This is a genomic window from Isoalcanivorax indicus, from assembly GCF_003259185.1.
In the GTDB taxonomy this organism is placed as follows: Bacteria; Pseudomonadota; Gammaproteobacteria; order Pseudomonadales; family Alcanivoracaceae; genus Isoalcanivorax; species Isoalcanivorax indicus.
In genome coordinates this window covers 541,664-556,359 of sequence record NZ_QGMP01000001.1, presented here as the reverse complement: position 1 = coordinate 556,359, position 14,696 = coordinate 541,664, and the positions used below count along the sequence as shown (strand labels likewise).

The window sequence follows — 14,696 nt, the reverse complement described above, 5'->3', positions numbered from 1 at the left end:
AGCAGCCTCTCCAGCGAATCGGAACACACCAGCTGTCAGCCCATCAGGGCCGTCATGCGCTCACGAATGACCTGGCGGCATTCATTGACAATATTGTCGATCAGCACTTCACAGGTGGGGATATCGTTGATCAGCCCCTGCACCATGCCAGACGTCCAGATACCGTAATCGATGTCACCATCGCTCAACGCCACCTTGCCCTTGGCGCCCGCCACCATGTCCTGAATCAGGCCGAATTCCATCTGCGCACCTTGCTCGCGCTCGATCTCGTTGACCGTGGTCGCCACCTTGTTGCGGTAAACCCGGGCGGTGTTGCGCAGCGGCCGGAAGATCAGCGCTGTATCCAGCTCAGAAGCCGCCACAATAGCTCGCTTGATGTTCTCATGCACCGGCGCTTCCTTCGTCGCCAGGAAGCGTGTCCCCATATTGATGCCGTCAGCCCCCAGGGCCAGACAGGCCGCCATCTGCGCGCCAGTACCGATACCACCCGACGCCAGCATCGGGATGCTCAGCTTTGCCGCCGCCGCAGGCAGCAGCACCAGATTCGGAATATCGTCTTCGCCCGGATGCCCGGCGCACTCGAAGCCATCGACGCTGACCGCCGCGACACCGACTTTTTCTGCCTTGATGGCATGGCGTACCGAGGTGCACTTGTGCACCACTTTCACCCCGTACTGCTGGAACAGCGGCATGAAGGGTTCCGGGTTACGGCCCGCCGTTTCCACCACGCCGATACCCGCTTCGCAGATCACCCGCGCATACTCTTCATAGGGCACAGGCTTGATGGTCGGCAGGATCGTCAGGTTCACACCGAACGGCTGATCGGTCATCTCCTTGCAGCGGCGGATTTCCTGGTCCAGGTCTTCCGGCGTCGGCTGGGTCAGGCCGGTAATGATGCCCAGGCCCCCGGCATTGGAAACGGCCGCGGCCAGTTCGGCATAGCCGACGTTCTGCATGCCGCCCTGAACGATCGGATAGCGGATGCCCAGCAGTTCGGTAATACGTGTCTTCATGGATGTGACTCCCTCATGATCAGCCAGCACCGCAACGGACGCGGGCCGGGGAGCAGGCACTACACCAGAGCCGTGCCGGTCGGACAATGGCCAAAGCAATCACGAACGTGAGTGCTTCGGGTAGCCTCGACGCCACAAGGCCCGGTCCGCGTACAGGTAGGCCCCCAACGCCACCACAATCAACCCCCCTCCAGCCAGCACCCCGACCCCCGGCTGCTCATTGTTCAGGAACATGCCCAGCGACAAGGCCAGTACCGGTGTGATCAGGGTGACCAGAGCCACCGTGGCAGCGCTCAGCCGCGACAGGATCAGGAAGTAGCACAGAAATCCCAGCAACGAACCGAACAGCGCCAGGTACGCCACCGCAAAAAGCCCGCGCGTGCTCAGGGGCACCGTCAACGGCTCCCCACTGGCCAGCCACAGCACGGCGTAGCACGGCAGGCTCAGGCTCAGCGCCCCCAGCGTTTGCGTCAGGGGCGGCAGCCCGGCGGCGACCCGCTGCACCGCCAGACCACTGCCGCAGAAACAGATCACCGCGCCAAGCAGCATCAGCACCCCCCGCAAGGCGGTGGAGCCAGGCACCAGCGCATCACGAAAGATCAGTGCCAGCCCGGCCAGCCCGAGCAGGCAACCGACCCAATGCCCCGCCCGCAATCGCACACCGCCGGGCAACGCCTGCATCATCAGGCCGGAAATCAGCGGCGCCAGACCAAACATCACCGAGATCAGCCCGGACGGCACATGCAGCGACGCGGCATAGGACAGCCCCATGGCGCCAAACACCCCGGGTACCGCCGCGGCATAGCTGCGCAGGGCCTGACGATGCCAGACCATGCGCCCGCCGAGCGCGCGCAGCAACAGCATGCCCACCAGCGTGGCCAGCAGCATACGCAGCCAGACACTGCCAATCGGCGCGCCCGCTTCGGCGCTCCAGTTGATGGCCAGCGGCGTGGTGGCCCAGACGAGCACCACGGTGATATAGGCGAGTACGGTCGACATTGTTCAGTCCTTTTCTGTCATGTCCCGCCCGCCAGAAATGAAAAAGCCGCAGGGTCGGGACGACGCTGCGGCTCTGGTATACGTTTTTTTCAACTACCCGACACACAGCCTCCAGCGCGCACGCCACACGCGTGCTGCTCGCAGCGCCATTTTCGGCGCCAGGCACACCATCACCACCGGGGAACCCGGCAGGGCAAACGGCATCAGTAATGTATCGGTTGGCTTCATCATGCGAACATAATGCGGAGCCACCCCACACAGTGCAACCACTTGATGGCGATTCATGACGGATTTTGATGTGTACCTGGTTGGCGGCGCCGTGCGCGACCACCTGCTCGGCCTGCCGGTCACGGAGCGGGACTGGGTCGTGGTGGGCGCCACCCCGGCACAACTGCATGCCGCCGGGTATACGCCCGTAGGCCAGGACTTTCCTGTGTTCCTGCATCCGCAAAGCAAGGAGGAATACGCGCTGGCGCGCACCGAACGCAAAGTCGGCGCCGGCTACCATGGCTTCAATTTCAATGCCGACCCTTCGGTAACGCTGGAACAGGATCTGGCGCGCCGTGACCTGACCATCAATGCCATGGCGCGCCGCCCCGGCGGGCCGCTGGTCGATCCGTTTGCCGGCCGGGAAGACCTCAAGGCCCGATTGCTGCGCCATGTATCCCCGGCTTTTGCCGAAGATCCCTTGCGCGTCTTGCGGGTGGCGCGCTTTGCGGCCCGCTACCACTGGCTCGGCTTCCATGTCGCTCCCGACACCCTGGCGCTGATGCGCCAGCTGGCCCGGTCCGGTGAGCTGGCCACGCTGGCCGCCGAACGTGTCTGGAAAGAAACCGAAAAGGCACTGGGCGAACCCGACCCGCAGGTGTACTTCCAGGTGCTGGAAGACTGCGGCGCCCTGCAGGCGTTGTTCCCGGAGCTGGCCGCCCTGCGCGGCGTGCCCCAGCCCGCCGCACACCACCCCGAAGTGGACACCCTGACACATCAGTTTCTGGCTCTGAAAGCCGCGGCCGACATGGACCTGCCGCTGGCCGCCCGCTATGCGGTCATGGTGCACGATCTGGGCAAAGGCCTGACCCCGGAAGCGGACTGGCCGCAACATATTGCCCACGAAGCGCGCGGCGAACGCCTGGCACAGGCGCTGGGCGAGCGGCTGCGCGTCCCCGTGGCCCTGCGCGAACTGGGCGCCCTGACCGCGCGCTGGCATACACACGCTCACCGGGCACTCACGCTACGCTCCAACACCGTATGGAAACTGTTACGCGCTTTCGATGTGCTGCGTCGGCCAGAGCGGTTACCGTTATTCCTTGGTGCCTGCGAAGCAGATGCCCGCGGACGTACCGGGTTTGCCGACAGAGACTATCCCCAGCGTCGTTTCCTGCTCGGCGCCGCCGAGGCGGCAGCTCAGGTGCCGATCGATGCGCTGCGCGCACGCGGCCATGAAGGCAAGGCACTGGGCGATGCCATCGAGCGCGCCCGCATACAGGCTATCAGGGAGTACCAGCAAACATGGCAAAAGTCGCACTGATTACCGGCGCTGCACGGCGTATAGGCGCCGACATCGCCCGCACCCTGCACAAGCGCGGCATGAACGTCATCATCCATTGCCGGCGCAGTGCTGAAGACGCCGACGCGCTGGCTGCTGAGCTGAATCGCCTGCAACCCGATTCTGCCCGTGTGTTGCGCGCCAACCTCAACGAACCCGATGCCGTGCGCGCACTGGCCCGGGACGCCCTCGCCCAGTGGGGCGGCGTGGATGTGCTGGTGAACAACGCCTCCAGCTTTTACCCGACGCCGCTGGAACGCGCCACCGACGACGACTGGGATGCCCTGATGCACTCCAACGTGCGCGCCCCGTATCTGCTGGTGCAGGCGCTGGCACCCAGCCTGCGCAAGCATCGAGGCAGCGTGGTCAATCTGGTGGATGTCTATGCAGAAAAACCCCTCGCCGACCACAGCCTCTACTGCATGGCGAAAGCGGCCCTGGCCAGCATGACCAGAAGCCTGGCCCGCGAAATGGGGCCAGAGGTACGCATCAACGGGGTCTCACCCGGGCCGATCCTGTGGCCGGAAGGCGGTCAGGACAATCAGCAGGATATTCTCGCCGCCACCGCACTGGGCCGCTGCGGCAGCCCCCGGGACATTGCCGGTGCCGTGGCCTGGCTGGCTCTGGATGCGCCCTTCGTGACAGGACAGATACTGGCTGTGGATGGCGGCCGCTCGCTGGCCTTTCAGGGCGGCTGAGCGGCCTCGTTTCAGCCGGGCCAGTTGAAGTGAACGGCCCAGAGTTTCTGCTTGCTGAAATCCTTTTCCGCCAGCAAGGCGGCGTACGACACGCCCGACTCAGGGTGTGTCGCATGCGGCGCCAGGTCCGCCAGCGGTTGCAGCACAAAGGCATGCTTCAGAATTTCATCGCGCGGCAACTCAACGCCATCGATTTCACCAACCAGATCGCCGTAGGTCAGCACATCGATATCCAGCGTCCGGCTGGAAAATTTCTTTTCCCCACGCACCCGGCCATGCGCCGCCTCGATCTCGCGCAGCGCCGCCGCCAGCGCCCCCACCGGCAGATCCGTATCGATCTCGGCCACCAGGTTCAGGAAGGCATCCCCGTCGAAACCCACCGCCTCGCTTTCATAGACCGGGCTGATGGTCACCCTGCCAAACGCTGCGGCCAGGGCATCCAGCCCGGAGCGGATATTGTGCTCGCGGTCGATATTGGACCCGAGACTCAGAAACACCTGCATCAGGGACGTTCACCTCGCTCGATTATCACGCCGACATCCTGCGCGCCGCGCAGCGCCCCCGGCTTGGACAGCCGCAGGCGGCACCAGGGCACACCGAATTCATGGATGACGATCTCGGCACAGCGCTCGCTCAGGGTTTCCACCAGCTGAAATTCGGAGGCCTGAATGAAGGCAATCAGACGTTTGCCGACGGCCTTGTAGTCCAGGGCATCCTCAATGCTGTCGGTGGCGGCGCCACGGCGGATATCCGCCGCCATTTCCAGATCCAGGCTGACGGTCTGGCGGATACGACGCTCCCAATCGAAGATACCGATCACGGTGTCCACTTTCAGGTCGCGTATATAGACGATGTCCATTTCCAATCCCCATGCAATCGTGCGAATCTTGCACACCGGCGGCGCCAGAGCAGGGTGCCGGACGCGCAAGAGTAATGTGTTTTGCGTGTTGATTCACGCCCTGCGGTTATACTGGTGGCATGGCGAAGAGCGCGTCAGCACCCGGCGCGCTCGCAGGAATGGACGCATTGCAGAGGACTTGGTCGCTTGGATATCAACAGTTTGCAACACACCTGGTGGCTGGTTTCCCTGCTCTGCTTGGGGGGCTATCTGCTCGGCTCCGTGTCCAGCGCCATTCTGATCTGCCGCACCCTGGGGTATCCCGATCCTCGTACGGAAGGCTCCAGCAATCCCGGCGCCACCAATGTCCTGCGCATTGCGGGCAAGCCGGCGGCGGCCATGACGCTGGCGGGCGATGTCCTGAAAGGCGTCATCCCGGTACTGGCTGCCCTGCTGCTGAATCAGGGCCCTGCAGTGGCGGCGCTGGCTGGCTTCTGCGCCTTCCTGGGTCACCTTTTCCCGATCTTCTTTCAACTGCGCGGCGGCAAGGGCGTGGCCACCGCCTTCGGGCTGATTTTTGCCCTGCACTGGCCCAGCGGGCTGGTCACCGGCGCCGTCTGGCTCCTGATCTTCGGCCTGTTCCGGGTATCGTCCGTCGCCTCGATGCTGGCTTTCATCGCCATGCCGATGGCCATTTACGCGTGGTTACCGGAGGCCTTCTGGCCGATGGTCCTGCTCACCGCCATGCTGCTGGTGCGACATCACAGGAACATTCGCAATCTGCTTACCGGCAAGGAACTGGGCTTCCGCAAGCGCTAGATCGGTGCCAGCTCCATCAGCGGCCAGCGGGCCCGGACGCTGATGCCCAGGCCCTCCTGACGCTCCCCGGCCGCCAGCCGCAGCGCGCCCGCAAAGGCAATCATGGCGCCGTTGTCGGTGCACAGGGCCTGGCGCGGATAGCACACCCGCACCCCCTTCGCCCCCAACGCCTCGTCCAGCCGTGCCCGCAACCGGGTGTTGGCCGAGACCCCGCCCGCCATCACCAGCGTACCGTGCCCGCTGGCCTCCATGGCCCGGCGGCACTTGATCACCAGGGTTTCCACCACCGCCGTCTCGAAGGCACGGGCAATATCCGCACGATCCTGCTCGGACAGCGCCTCGGCGCCACCACAGGCGGCAATGGTGTTCAGGCAATAGGTCTTGAGCCCGGAAAAGCTGAAATCCATACCCGGCCGGTCGGTCATCGGCCGGGGGAAGGTAAAGCGGTCCGGGTTCCCCTGCTGTGCCAGTGCACTGATGCGCGGCCCACCGGGGTAGCCCAGCCCCATCATCTTGGCAGCCTTGTCGAAGGCCTCCCCCGCAGCGTCGTCTACGGATTCGCCCAGCAAGTGATAGTCCCCCAGAGCCCGGGCATCCAGCAGCATGGTGTGCCCACCGCTGACCAGCAGGGCAACAAACGGGAAGGCAGGGGGATCCGCCTCCAGCAGCGGCGCCAGCAGATGACCTTCCATATGATGCACCGGCAAGGCCGGGATATCCCAGGCAAACGCCAGTGCCCGGGCTGTGGCCGCCCCCACCAGCAGGGCGCCAGCCAGCCCCGGCCCGGCGGTGTAGGCGATGCCGTCCAGATCCTCTGGCGCGGTGCCGCCCTGCTCCAGCACCTGGCGCATCAACGGCAGCAGGCGCCGCACATGGTCGCGGCTGGCCAACTCCGGCACCACGCCGCCAAACTCGGCATGCATGCCCACCTGGCTGTACAGGGCGTCCGCCAGCAGGCCCTGTTCGGTGTCGTACAGGGCTACTCCGGTTTCGTCACAGCTGGTCTCGATACCCAGAACGCGCATGTTTCCTCTCGATTCGGTGGGGGCCGTCCGGCGCGGGCATGATATCGAGCAAATGTTTGCAAATCCATCAGGCTCCGGTAGAATGCCGCGCTCCGCAGTGTCCGGACCCCGCTCGACCGGGACGGCACCCGCGATTGACTTCTTAACGGTCGGCCCCGCCGCCGGCCGACATACAAAGGTGATAGTGCATGCCGCAAGTACGAGTAAAGGAAGGCGAACCGTTTGACGTCGCCCTGCGTCGCTTCAAGCGCTCCTGCGAGAAGGCCGGTATTCTGGCCGAAGTACGCCGTCGCGAGTTCTACGAGAAGCCGACCCAGGAGCGCAAGCGCAAGCGCGCCGCCGCCGTGAAGCGCCACCTGAAGAAGGTGTCCCGCGAGCAGCTGCACCGCAAGCGTCTGTACTGATCCGGTCTACGGACACCCTGCCATGAGCGATATCAAGGCCCGCCTCACGGATGCCATGAAAGACGCCATGCGTGCCAAGGATAGCGCCCGTCTGGGCGTTATTCGTATGGCCCTGGCGGCGCTCAAGCAGGTGGAAGTGGACGAGCGCATCGAGCTGGATGACGCCCGCGTGCTCGCCATCCTCGACAAGCAGGTCAAGCAGCGCCAGGACGCCGCCCGCCAGTATGGCGACGCCGGCCGCCAGGATCTGGCCGACACCGAACTGGCCGAAATCGAGGTACTGCGCGAATTCCTGCCCCAGCCCCTCAGCGACGACGAGATCGACGCCCTGATCAGCCAGGCTATCGCCGACACCGGTGCTGCCGGCATGCAGGACATGGGCAAGGTGATGGGCCAGCTCAAGCCGCAACTGCAGGGCCGCGCCGATATGGGCGCTGTCAGTGGCCGCATCAAGGCACGCCTGACCGCCTGACAGACCGAACAGGGTTTCCCCCGGCCAGCCCGGCCACGCTACACTCTTCTCCCTGATACGTTCTTCAACCTACTTGCTCAATAACCGGCAGCCGCGCGCCATGTCCCGTATTCCGGATTCCTTCATTCAGGATCTGCTCGCCCGTACCGATCTGGTCGAGGTGATTGATGCGCGCGTGCCGCTGAAGAAGACCGGCCGCAACTACAGCGCCTGCTGCCCGTTCCACAACGAAAAAACCCCGTCGTTCACGGTCGCCCCGGACAAGCAGTTCTACTACTGCTTCGGCTGCGGCGCCAAGGGCAACGCCGTCGGCTTCCTCATGGAATACGAGCACCTGAGCTTCCCGGAGGCGGTCAAACAACTGGCCGACAAAGCCGGGGTGGAAGTGCCGCGCGAACGCCCGGAAACCGCCGACGATCGCGCCCGCAAGGATCATGTCCAGACCCTGTACGACCTGCTGGCCCGCGCCGACCGCTTCTATCGCCAGCAGCTCAAGAACGCGCCGGAGCGGCAAACGGCGGTGAAATACCTGAAAGGCCGCGGCCTGAGCGGCGAAATCGCCGCCCGCTTCGGCATCGGCTTTGCGCCGCCCGGCTTCGACAACCTGATCAGCGGCCTGTCGCTGGACGAACGCGGCCTGGCCCTGGCCCTGGAAGCGGGCCTGCTGGTACGCCGGGAAGACACCGGCCGCACCTACGACAAGTTTCGCGACCGCATCATGTTCCCGATCCGCGACAGCCGCGGCCGCACCATCGGCTTCGGTGGCCGCGTGCTGGGCGACAGCAAACCGAAATACCTGAATTCCCCGGAAACCCCGGTCTTCCACAAGGGCCGTGAACTCTACGGCCTGTGGGAGTGGCGCCAGAGTCGCGACAAGTCCACGCAACTGTTCGTGGTGGAAGGCTACATGGACGTCATCGCCCTGGCCCAGCACGGCGTGGATAACGCCGTCGCCACCCTCGGCACCGCCACCACGGAAGAGCATGCGCAGAAACTGTTCCGTCAGGTGGATGAAGTGGTGTTCTGCTTTGATGGCGACGACGCGGGCCGACGGGCCGCCTGGCGCGCCCTCGAATCGGCCCTGGCCACCCTGGAAGATGGCAAGCAGGCGCGCTTCCTGTTCCTGCCCGAAGGCGAAGACCCGGACACCCTGGTGCGCCAGCAGGGACGCGAAGCCTTGCTGGCCATGGCCGCTGACGCCCCCTCGCTGTCCGAGTTCCTGTTCCGGCATCTGGAAGAGGGTCTGGACGTGCGTTCGGTGGACGGCCGGGCTCGTCTGGCCCGGCTCGCCCTGCCCTTCATCGCCAAGGTGAAGGGCGATTTCTATCGCAGCCTGCTGCGCCGCGAACTGGCGGAACGCACCCGCCTGACAGAAGACGAACTCGAACGGCTGACGCCAGCCCCCCCCGGCCGCCCGGCAGCACCGCAGGGCGCGACCGCCCCGGCACGCGCCGCCACGCCGCCCGCGTCCTCGGCAGGCAGCGGCCCACCGCCGGGGCCGGACGTCTGGTTTGATGAGGACGCCTACGGGGCTCCCCCGGCCGATACGCCGCCGCCTGACTGGGGCGCACCGCCACCCGTCGTGGCGCCGTCCACCCCCCGCACCGCCCCGCCACGGCGGGGGCGCGGCAGCACACTGAGCCTGGGTGAGCGGATGACGGTGATACTGCTGAACGCCCCGTCGCTGATCCGCCAGCACCCGCTGCCCGAGAAGGTCGAGGAACTGGAACTGCCAGGCATGGACCTGCTGATCGAGGTCAGCACCCTGGTGCAGGACAATCCGGATCAACCCGCTGCGGCCCTGCTGGGCAGCCTGATGGCTCTGGAACAGGGAGAACTGCTGACCCGGCTGCTGCGCGAAACCCTGCGCACGCCCATGGACGAGGCCACCGCAGGCCGCTACTGGCGCGACGCCGTCCAGCAGCTGGAAGTGCGCCGTCTGGAGCAGGCCATCAGCCAGGAGACCCGGCAGCCGCGCCCTGATGCCCGCCGCCTGATGAGCCTGCACCGGGCTCTGAGCGACGCCCGGCTGAGCCTGTCAGCGCCCCTGCAGTAGCCCGCCGTCAACCCCTCACCTTCACGCGCAACACCTTGAAATACCGAAAGATGGACACATATCGAGCTGATACCCGTCGCCATGCCATGTAGGCACAGCACGGGGCTTCCAGTATAATCCGCCGTTTGGCAACTCCAACCACGGGCCGCAACATGACGTCGCAGAAAGAGCAGCAGCAGTCACAGCTGAAACAGCTGATCGCTCTGGGCAAAGAGCAGGGCTACCTGACCTACGCCGAAGTGAATGACCATCTGCCGGAGTCGATTACTGACACCGATCAGGTGGAAGACATCGTCCAGATGATCAACGACATGGGCATCCATGTGGTTGAAAAGGCGTCCGACGCCGAACAGTTGCTGATGGACGACAACGCCGAAAGCACCGACGAAGTCGCTGCGGAAGAGGCGGCTGCCGTACTGGCGTCTGTGGAATCCGAACCGGGCCGCACCACCGATCCGGTGCGCATGTACATGCGCGAAATGGGCACGGTGGAACTGCTGACCCGCGAAGGCGAAATCGAAATCGCCAAACGTATCGAGGAAGGCATCCGCGAAGTGCTGCACGCCATGGCCCACTGGCCCGGCACCGTGGAAACCGTGATTGCCGAATTCGACAAGGTACAGGCGGAAGAACGCCGCATTTCCGACATCATCGCCGGTTATCTCGACCCGAACGATGACGGCGCGGCCGCACCCGCCGCCCCGGCCGAGCCGCAATTTGCCTCGCGCAAGGACGACAAGGCCGAGAAAGACGACGACGAAGAAGATGACGACAGCGACGATGACAGCGAAGACGATGGCAGCATCGATCCGGTGCTGGCCGCCGAGCGCTTCAACAACCTGCGCGCCCAGCTCGACAAGACTGTCCGCTCCCTGAAGCGCAATGGCCGCGACCACGCCAGCAGCGCCAAGAACCTGGAAGCGCTGGCCGAACAGTTCACCATGTTCAAACTGGTGCCGCGCATCTATGACGAGTTGCTGCGCCAGGTCCGCGACACCCTGGACCAGATCCGCCGCCACGAGCGCGAGATCATGGCCCTGGCGATTCGCCGTGGCGGCATGGAACGCAAGGAGTTCATCCGCAACTTCCCGGGCAACGAGACCAACGTTGACTGGTGCGACAAGATGTTGCGCAGCAAGAAAGTCAAACTGGATTCCGACCGTTTCGGCGCCGTGAAGGATGACATCATCCGCACCCAGAAACGCATCCAGCAGCTCGAAGAGACCTGCGGCATACCTGTCGCCGACATCAAGGAAATCAACCGCCGCGTCTCCATCGGTGAAGCCAAGGCCCGCCGCGCCAAGAAAGAAATGGTCGAGGCCAACCTGCGTCTGGTGATCTCCATCGCCAAGAAGTACACCAACCGCGGCCTGCAGTTCCTCGACCTGATCCAGGAAGGCAACATCGGCCTGATGAAAGCCGTGGACAAGTTCGAATACCGCCGTGGCTACAAGTTCTCCACCTACGCCACCTGGTGGATTCGCCAGGCCATCACCCGCTCCATCGCCGATCAGGCGCGCACCATCCGTATTCCGGTACATATGATCGAGACCATCAACAAGATCAACCGGGTACAGCGCCAGATGCTGCAGGAAATGGGCCGCGAACCGACCCCGGAAGAACTGGGCGTACGCCTGGAAATGCCGGAAGACAAGGTGCGCAAGGTGCTGAAGATCGCCAAGGAACCGATCTCCATGGAGACGCCCATCGGCGACGACGAGGATTCGAGCCTGGGCGATTTCATCGAAGACGCCAACATCGAATCGCCGGTGGACTCCGCCACCATGCTGGGCCTGGAAGAAGCCACCCGCGAAGTCCTGGCCAACCTGACCGCCCGCGAAGCCAAGGTGCTGCGCATGCGCTTCGGTATCGACATGAATACGGACCACACGCTGGAAGAAGTCGGCAAACAGTTCGACGTCACCCGCGAGCGAATCCGCCAGATCGAAGCCAAGGCCCTGCGCAAACTGCGCCACCCGTCGCGCAGCGAACACCTGCGCAGCTTCCTGGACGGCGACGCCTGATCAGCACTTGAAAGACACCGCCAGCCGCTGCATTATTCAGCGGCTGGCGCGTTTACAGCACACACAAGAATGCAAAAACGTTAACCCAGCGTTTCCACAGTTTTCATGTTTTCCGGGCCTATAGCTCAGTTGGTTAGAGCAGGGGACTCATAATCCCTTGGTCCCTGGTTCGAGTCCAGGTGGGCCCACCACTTCCCTCACCCTTCCCTCTCATCCCTGGCATACCCCCTCTCAAGCTGGTGTAATCAGTTTTTGTCGTCACCACGACGCTGATCGAGGTGCCTCATGTTCCAACCCCCTCGAAGCCGACATCACCTTCCCGAGCCGCAGGCAGCCAATCCGACCTGGCTGGAGCTGTTCTACGACCTCGTGTTCGTGGCGGTCTTTATCCAGATCGGCGATCTGTTGAGCCGGGATGTGAGTGGCGCTGGCATGCTGACGGTGCTGCTGCTGTTCGCGCCGATCTGGTGGATCTGGGTGAATATCGCCTGGTACATGAACCGGTTCGATGTGGATGACGTGACGCACCGTTTGCTGTTGCTGGTGCAGATCTTCTTCATTTCCTGGATCGGCCTGAGTGTGCCGGAGGCGTTTGGCGACCAGAGCACCCAGTTTGTCATCTGCTATATCGGCTTCCGCCTGACCATGATCGCCATGTATGCGCGCACGTTGCGGCATGCGCCGGAGCAGCGCGCTCTGCTGGTGCGCCATATCACGCATTTCCACGCGCCTGGCGCACTCCTGTGGTGCTTGTCGCTGCTGCTGGCGCCGGAGCATCGACCTTACGCCTGGGCGCTGATCTTTGCCGGTGAGGTGGGATGCGCTTTCCTGCCGCGCTTTGTGGCACTGATGCGTGTACACCCGGTGCACATGCACCATCTGGTCGAACGCTTCGGCACCCTGATCATTCTGGTGCTCGGGGAAACCTTCATCAAAAGCATCACCGCCGACCCGGCGCCGACATTTTCGCTGGAGGCGGTGCTGTTCTCCGCACCGGCCATCGCGACCTTCTTCGGCCTCTGGTGGCTGTACTTTACCGCCATCGACAGCGAGCGCGCGGCCGCACGCATGGTGCGACCGGAAAATCCCCTGCCATGGATTCTGGCGCACCTGCCGCTGGCGCTGGCACTGATTACGCTGGCCGTGGCGACATCGCGACTGTTCGAGTCCGTGACCACCGGCCAGGCCGATGCGGGCTATACCGCCGTGTACTTCGGCTCTCTGGCGCTATTCTTCCTGCTACTGAGCATGGTGGCTGGCGATCGCAGCCGCCGCGCCAACCTGCCAAGGCTGATTGGCGCAGCGCTGTTTGCACTGCTGATTTTCGGGGGCGACAGGCTGGTACCACACGTCGCCCTGGCGTGGGTTGCCGTGCTGATCGTGGCGGCGCTGGTCAGCCTGGACTGGATAAACCGACGACGGAAACTGGCCGACGAGGCTCATCCCTCCTGAATGTCCGGCTCCACCAGTTTCGCCAGCAGAATCAGCGATTCCTGCCAGCCCACATAACAGGCCTCCGCCGGAATCACGTCGGGCACGCCGTCCTGAGTGATGTGAATCTCGGTACCCAGGGAAACCTCCCGCAGCTCGACGGTCACGTCAATGGTGCCCGGCAGATTCGGGTCTTCGAAGGTGTCGGTGAAGCGGATGCGCTGATTCGGCACCAGCTCATGATATTCCCCGCCGAAGAAATGGCTGTTGCCGGTGGTGAAGTTCGTGAACGACATGCGGTAGCGGCCACCCACCCGCACGTCCATCTCGTGAACCCGTCCGGTAAAGCCGTTCGGCGGCAGCCATTTCACCTTGGCATCCGGTTCCAGAAAAGCACGGTACACACGCTCGGCGGGCGCCTGAACAACACGATGAAGTCGTATGGTATGGGGCATGGGTGATCTCCTGTGCGATAGGATAAGAGACTGATTCCTGCTCTGGTCGAATCGCTCTGCCCCCTTTCGACAGCCCCCTTGCGACCGCCTTCCTTACGCCACACCGTCTGCAGACCCCACAGAAAATGCCGCTTCACGCAGTCGTCGCCATATGTCATGGCCCACCTCGTCAATCTCCCGCACCGCCTCCAGACAATCACGCCGGGCGGCACTGTCCACCAGTGGATCCGGAAGCAGCGGGTCATAGATCATCTGCCTGATCACGGCATTGCCGAGCAGGAAGGATTCACGCGCGGCTTCCTCGGTGTCGAGCGCTGGCAGCTTGGCCAGCCACTGACGAATGCGTTGCGTGGATTCACGGTAGCGGGCATTCAGGGCCTCACCATCCCACAGGGTACGAGCCTGCGCCTCGCAGGCAGGCTCCAGCGTCTCGGCGCGCCACAACATCGCTTCGGCATCCAGGCCCAGCCGACCCAGGCGCTGGCGCAGCGCGGTCAGATCTTCCACCAGATTGTCGGGGCGCACGTGGAGATCACGCCGCAACGCCTCGAAGCCAGCCAGCCGCAGTGCTCGCAGGCGCCGGTTCTGCGCCGGTTTGTCGCTGCGCTTCAGTTCGCCGGTGTAGACCATCAACCAACCGCCCGCCCAGGGCCGGATACGCGCCTCGGCCTGCTTCCACAGGCTCAATTCGCCCGCCAACTCCACCGCCCGGGGCCCCAGCCGGTAGCTGCCCCGGCCTGCGGCCTCAAGCAGCCCGGCCGCATTCAGGCGCACCAGCGCCACGCGCACGCTGTTGGCCCGCACCCCGAACAGGGCGCAGGCGGACACCGCTTCGCGCGCCTCCAGCAGCTGCTCGTCCGAAGCCAGCAGGAGCGTCAGGATCAGGTCTTTCGGGTTGAGCGGCATGGCCAATGTC

15 protein-coding genes and 1 tRNA gene are annotated in these 14,696 nt (G+C 64.2%); 9 read left to right on the top strand and 7 right to left on the bottom strand.

The window, feature by feature from the left end:
• Window positions 1-35 precede the first annotated feature (35 nt).
• Together DKW65_RS02540 and DKW65_RS02535 are read right to left on the bottom strand one after the other, a co-directional pair.
• The gene (locus DKW65_RS02540) at window positions 36-1,013 is read right to left on the bottom strand and encodes an NAD(P)H-dependent flavin oxidoreductase (RefSeq protein ID WP_111655782.1); all 978 of its coding nucleotides are present in this window, start codon (window positions 1,011-1,013) and stop codon (window positions 36-38) included.
• Between the two features lie 99 nt (window positions 1,014-1,112).
• Window positions 1,113-2,012 (bottom strand): DMT family transporter, encoded by a 900-nt coding sequence (locus DKW65_RS02535; protein ID WP_111655781.1) that lies wholly within the window; start codon window positions 2,010-2,012, stop codon window positions 1,113-1,115.
• A 283-nt stretch (window positions 2,013-2,295) separates the two neighbouring features.
• Between DKW65_RS02535 and DKW65_RS02530 the strand changes: the two genes are divergently transcribed.
• Window positions 2,296-3,540 (top strand): multifunctional CCA addition/repair protein, encoded by a 1,245-nt coding sequence (locus DKW65_RS02530; protein WP_111655780.1) that lies wholly within the window; start codon window positions 2,296-2,298, stop codon window positions 3,538-3,540.
• Window positions 3,522-4,256 carry a pteridine reductase gene (locus tag DKW65_RS02525; RefSeq protein WP_111655779.1) on the top strand — a complete coding sequence of 245 codons (735 nt, stop codon included), beginning with the start codon at window positions 3,522-3,524 and terminating at the stop codon, window positions 4,254-4,256. Before DKW65_RS02530 ends, DKW65_RS02525 begins: the two co-directional genes overlap by 19 nt.
• 11 nt (window positions 4,257-4,267) lie before the next feature.
• Here the strand turns inward: DKW65_RS02525 and folK are convergent, their stop codons facing one another.
• Window positions 4,268-4,759, bottom strand: coding sequence for a 2-amino-4-hydroxy-6-hydroxymethyldihydropteridine diphosphokinase (folK, locus tag DKW65_RS02520; RefSeq protein WP_111655778.1), 492 nt, complete (start codon window positions 4,757-4,759; stop codon window positions 4,268-4,270).
• The gene (folB, locus tag DKW65_RS02515; protein ID WP_111655777.1) at window positions 4,759-5,115 is read right to left on the bottom strand and encodes a dihydroneopterin aldolase; all 357 of its coding nucleotides are present in this window, start codon (window positions 5,113-5,115) and stop codon (window positions 4,759-4,761) included. Before folB ends, folK begins: the two co-directional genes overlap by 1 nt.
• A gap of 186 nt (window positions 5,116-5,301) precedes the next feature.
• Here folB and plsY point away from each other — a divergent pair, with 186 nt between their 5' ends.
• Window positions 5,302-5,913 carry a glycerol-3-phosphate 1-O-acyltransferase PlsY gene (plsY, locus tag DKW65_RS02510; protein ID WP_111655776.1) on the top strand — a complete coding sequence of 204 codons (612 nt, stop codon included), beginning with the start codon at window positions 5,302-5,304 and terminating at the stop codon, window positions 5,911-5,913.
• Here the strand turns inward: plsY and tsaD are convergent.
• The gene (tsaD, locus tag DKW65_RS02505; RefSeq protein ID WP_111655775.1) at window positions 5,910-6,938 is read right to left on the bottom strand and encodes a tRNA (adenosine(37)-N6)-threonylcarbamoyltransferase complex transferase subunit TsaD; all 1,029 of its coding nucleotides are present in this window, start codon (window positions 6,936-6,938) and stop codon (window positions 5,910-5,912) included. The genes plsY and tsaD overlap by 4 nt on opposite strands.
• Before the next feature lie 188 nt (window positions 6,939-7,126).
• On the opposite strand from tsaD, the gene rpsU reads away from it, so the two are divergent.
• The 6 genes from rpsU (at window position 7,127) to DKW65_RS02475 (ending at window position 13,346) form a co-directional block, all read left to right on the top strand.
• Window positions 7,127-7,342, top strand: coding sequence for a 30S ribosomal protein S21 (gene rpsU, locus DKW65_RS02500; protein ID WP_111655774.1), 216 nt, complete (start codon window positions 7,127-7,129; stop codon window positions 7,340-7,342).
• 22 nt (window positions 7,343-7,364) lie between these two features.
• On the top strand, window positions 7,365-7,814 hold the full coding sequence (locus DKW65_RS02495) for a GatB/YqeY domain-containing protein (RefSeq protein WP_111655773.1): 450 nt from the start codon (window positions 7,365-7,367) through the stop codon (window positions 7,812-7,814).
• Between the two features lie 100 nt (window positions 7,815-7,914).
• Window positions 7,915-9,870, top strand: coding sequence for a DNA primase (gene dnaG, locus DKW65_RS02490; RefSeq protein WP_111657486.1), 1,956 nt, complete (start codon window positions 7,915-7,917; stop codon window positions 9,868-9,870).
• A gap of 152 nt (window positions 9,871-10,022) precedes the next feature.
• The gene (gene rpoD, locus DKW65_RS02485) at window positions 10,023-11,894 is read left to right on the top strand and encodes an RNA polymerase sigma factor RpoD (protein WP_111655772.1); all 1,872 of its coding nucleotides are present in this window, start codon (window positions 10,023-10,025) and stop codon (window positions 11,892-11,894) included.
• 114 nt (window positions 11,895-12,008) lie between these two features.
• A tRNA-Ile gene (locus DKW65_RS02480) sits at window positions 12,009-12,085 on the top strand.
• A 94-nt stretch (window positions 12,086-12,179) separates the two neighbouring features.
• The gene (locus DKW65_RS02475; RefSeq protein WP_111655771.1) at window positions 12,180-13,346 is read left to right on the top strand and encodes a low temperature requirement protein A; all 1,167 of its coding nucleotides are present in this window, start codon (window positions 12,180-12,182) and stop codon (window positions 13,344-13,346) included.
• Here the strand turns inward: DKW65_RS02475 and DKW65_RS02470 are convergent.
• Together DKW65_RS02470 and DKW65_RS02465 are read right to left on the bottom strand one after the other, a co-directional pair.
• Window positions 13,334-13,780: an SRPBCC family protein gene (locus tag DKW65_RS02470; RefSeq protein WP_111655770.1), complete on the bottom strand. Its 447-nt coding sequence runs from the start codon at window positions 13,778-13,780 to the stop codon at window positions 13,334-13,336. The genes DKW65_RS02475 and DKW65_RS02470 overlap by 13 nt on opposite strands.
• A 93-nt stretch (window positions 13,781-13,873) precedes the next feature.
• Complete coding sequence (locus DKW65_RS02465; protein ID WP_111655769.1) at window positions 13,874-14,686, bottom strand: PaaX family transcriptional regulator C-terminal domain-containing protein; 813 nt, start codon at window positions 14,684-14,686, stop codon at window positions 13,874-13,876.
• Window positions 14,687-14,696: the final 10 nt, after the last annotated feature.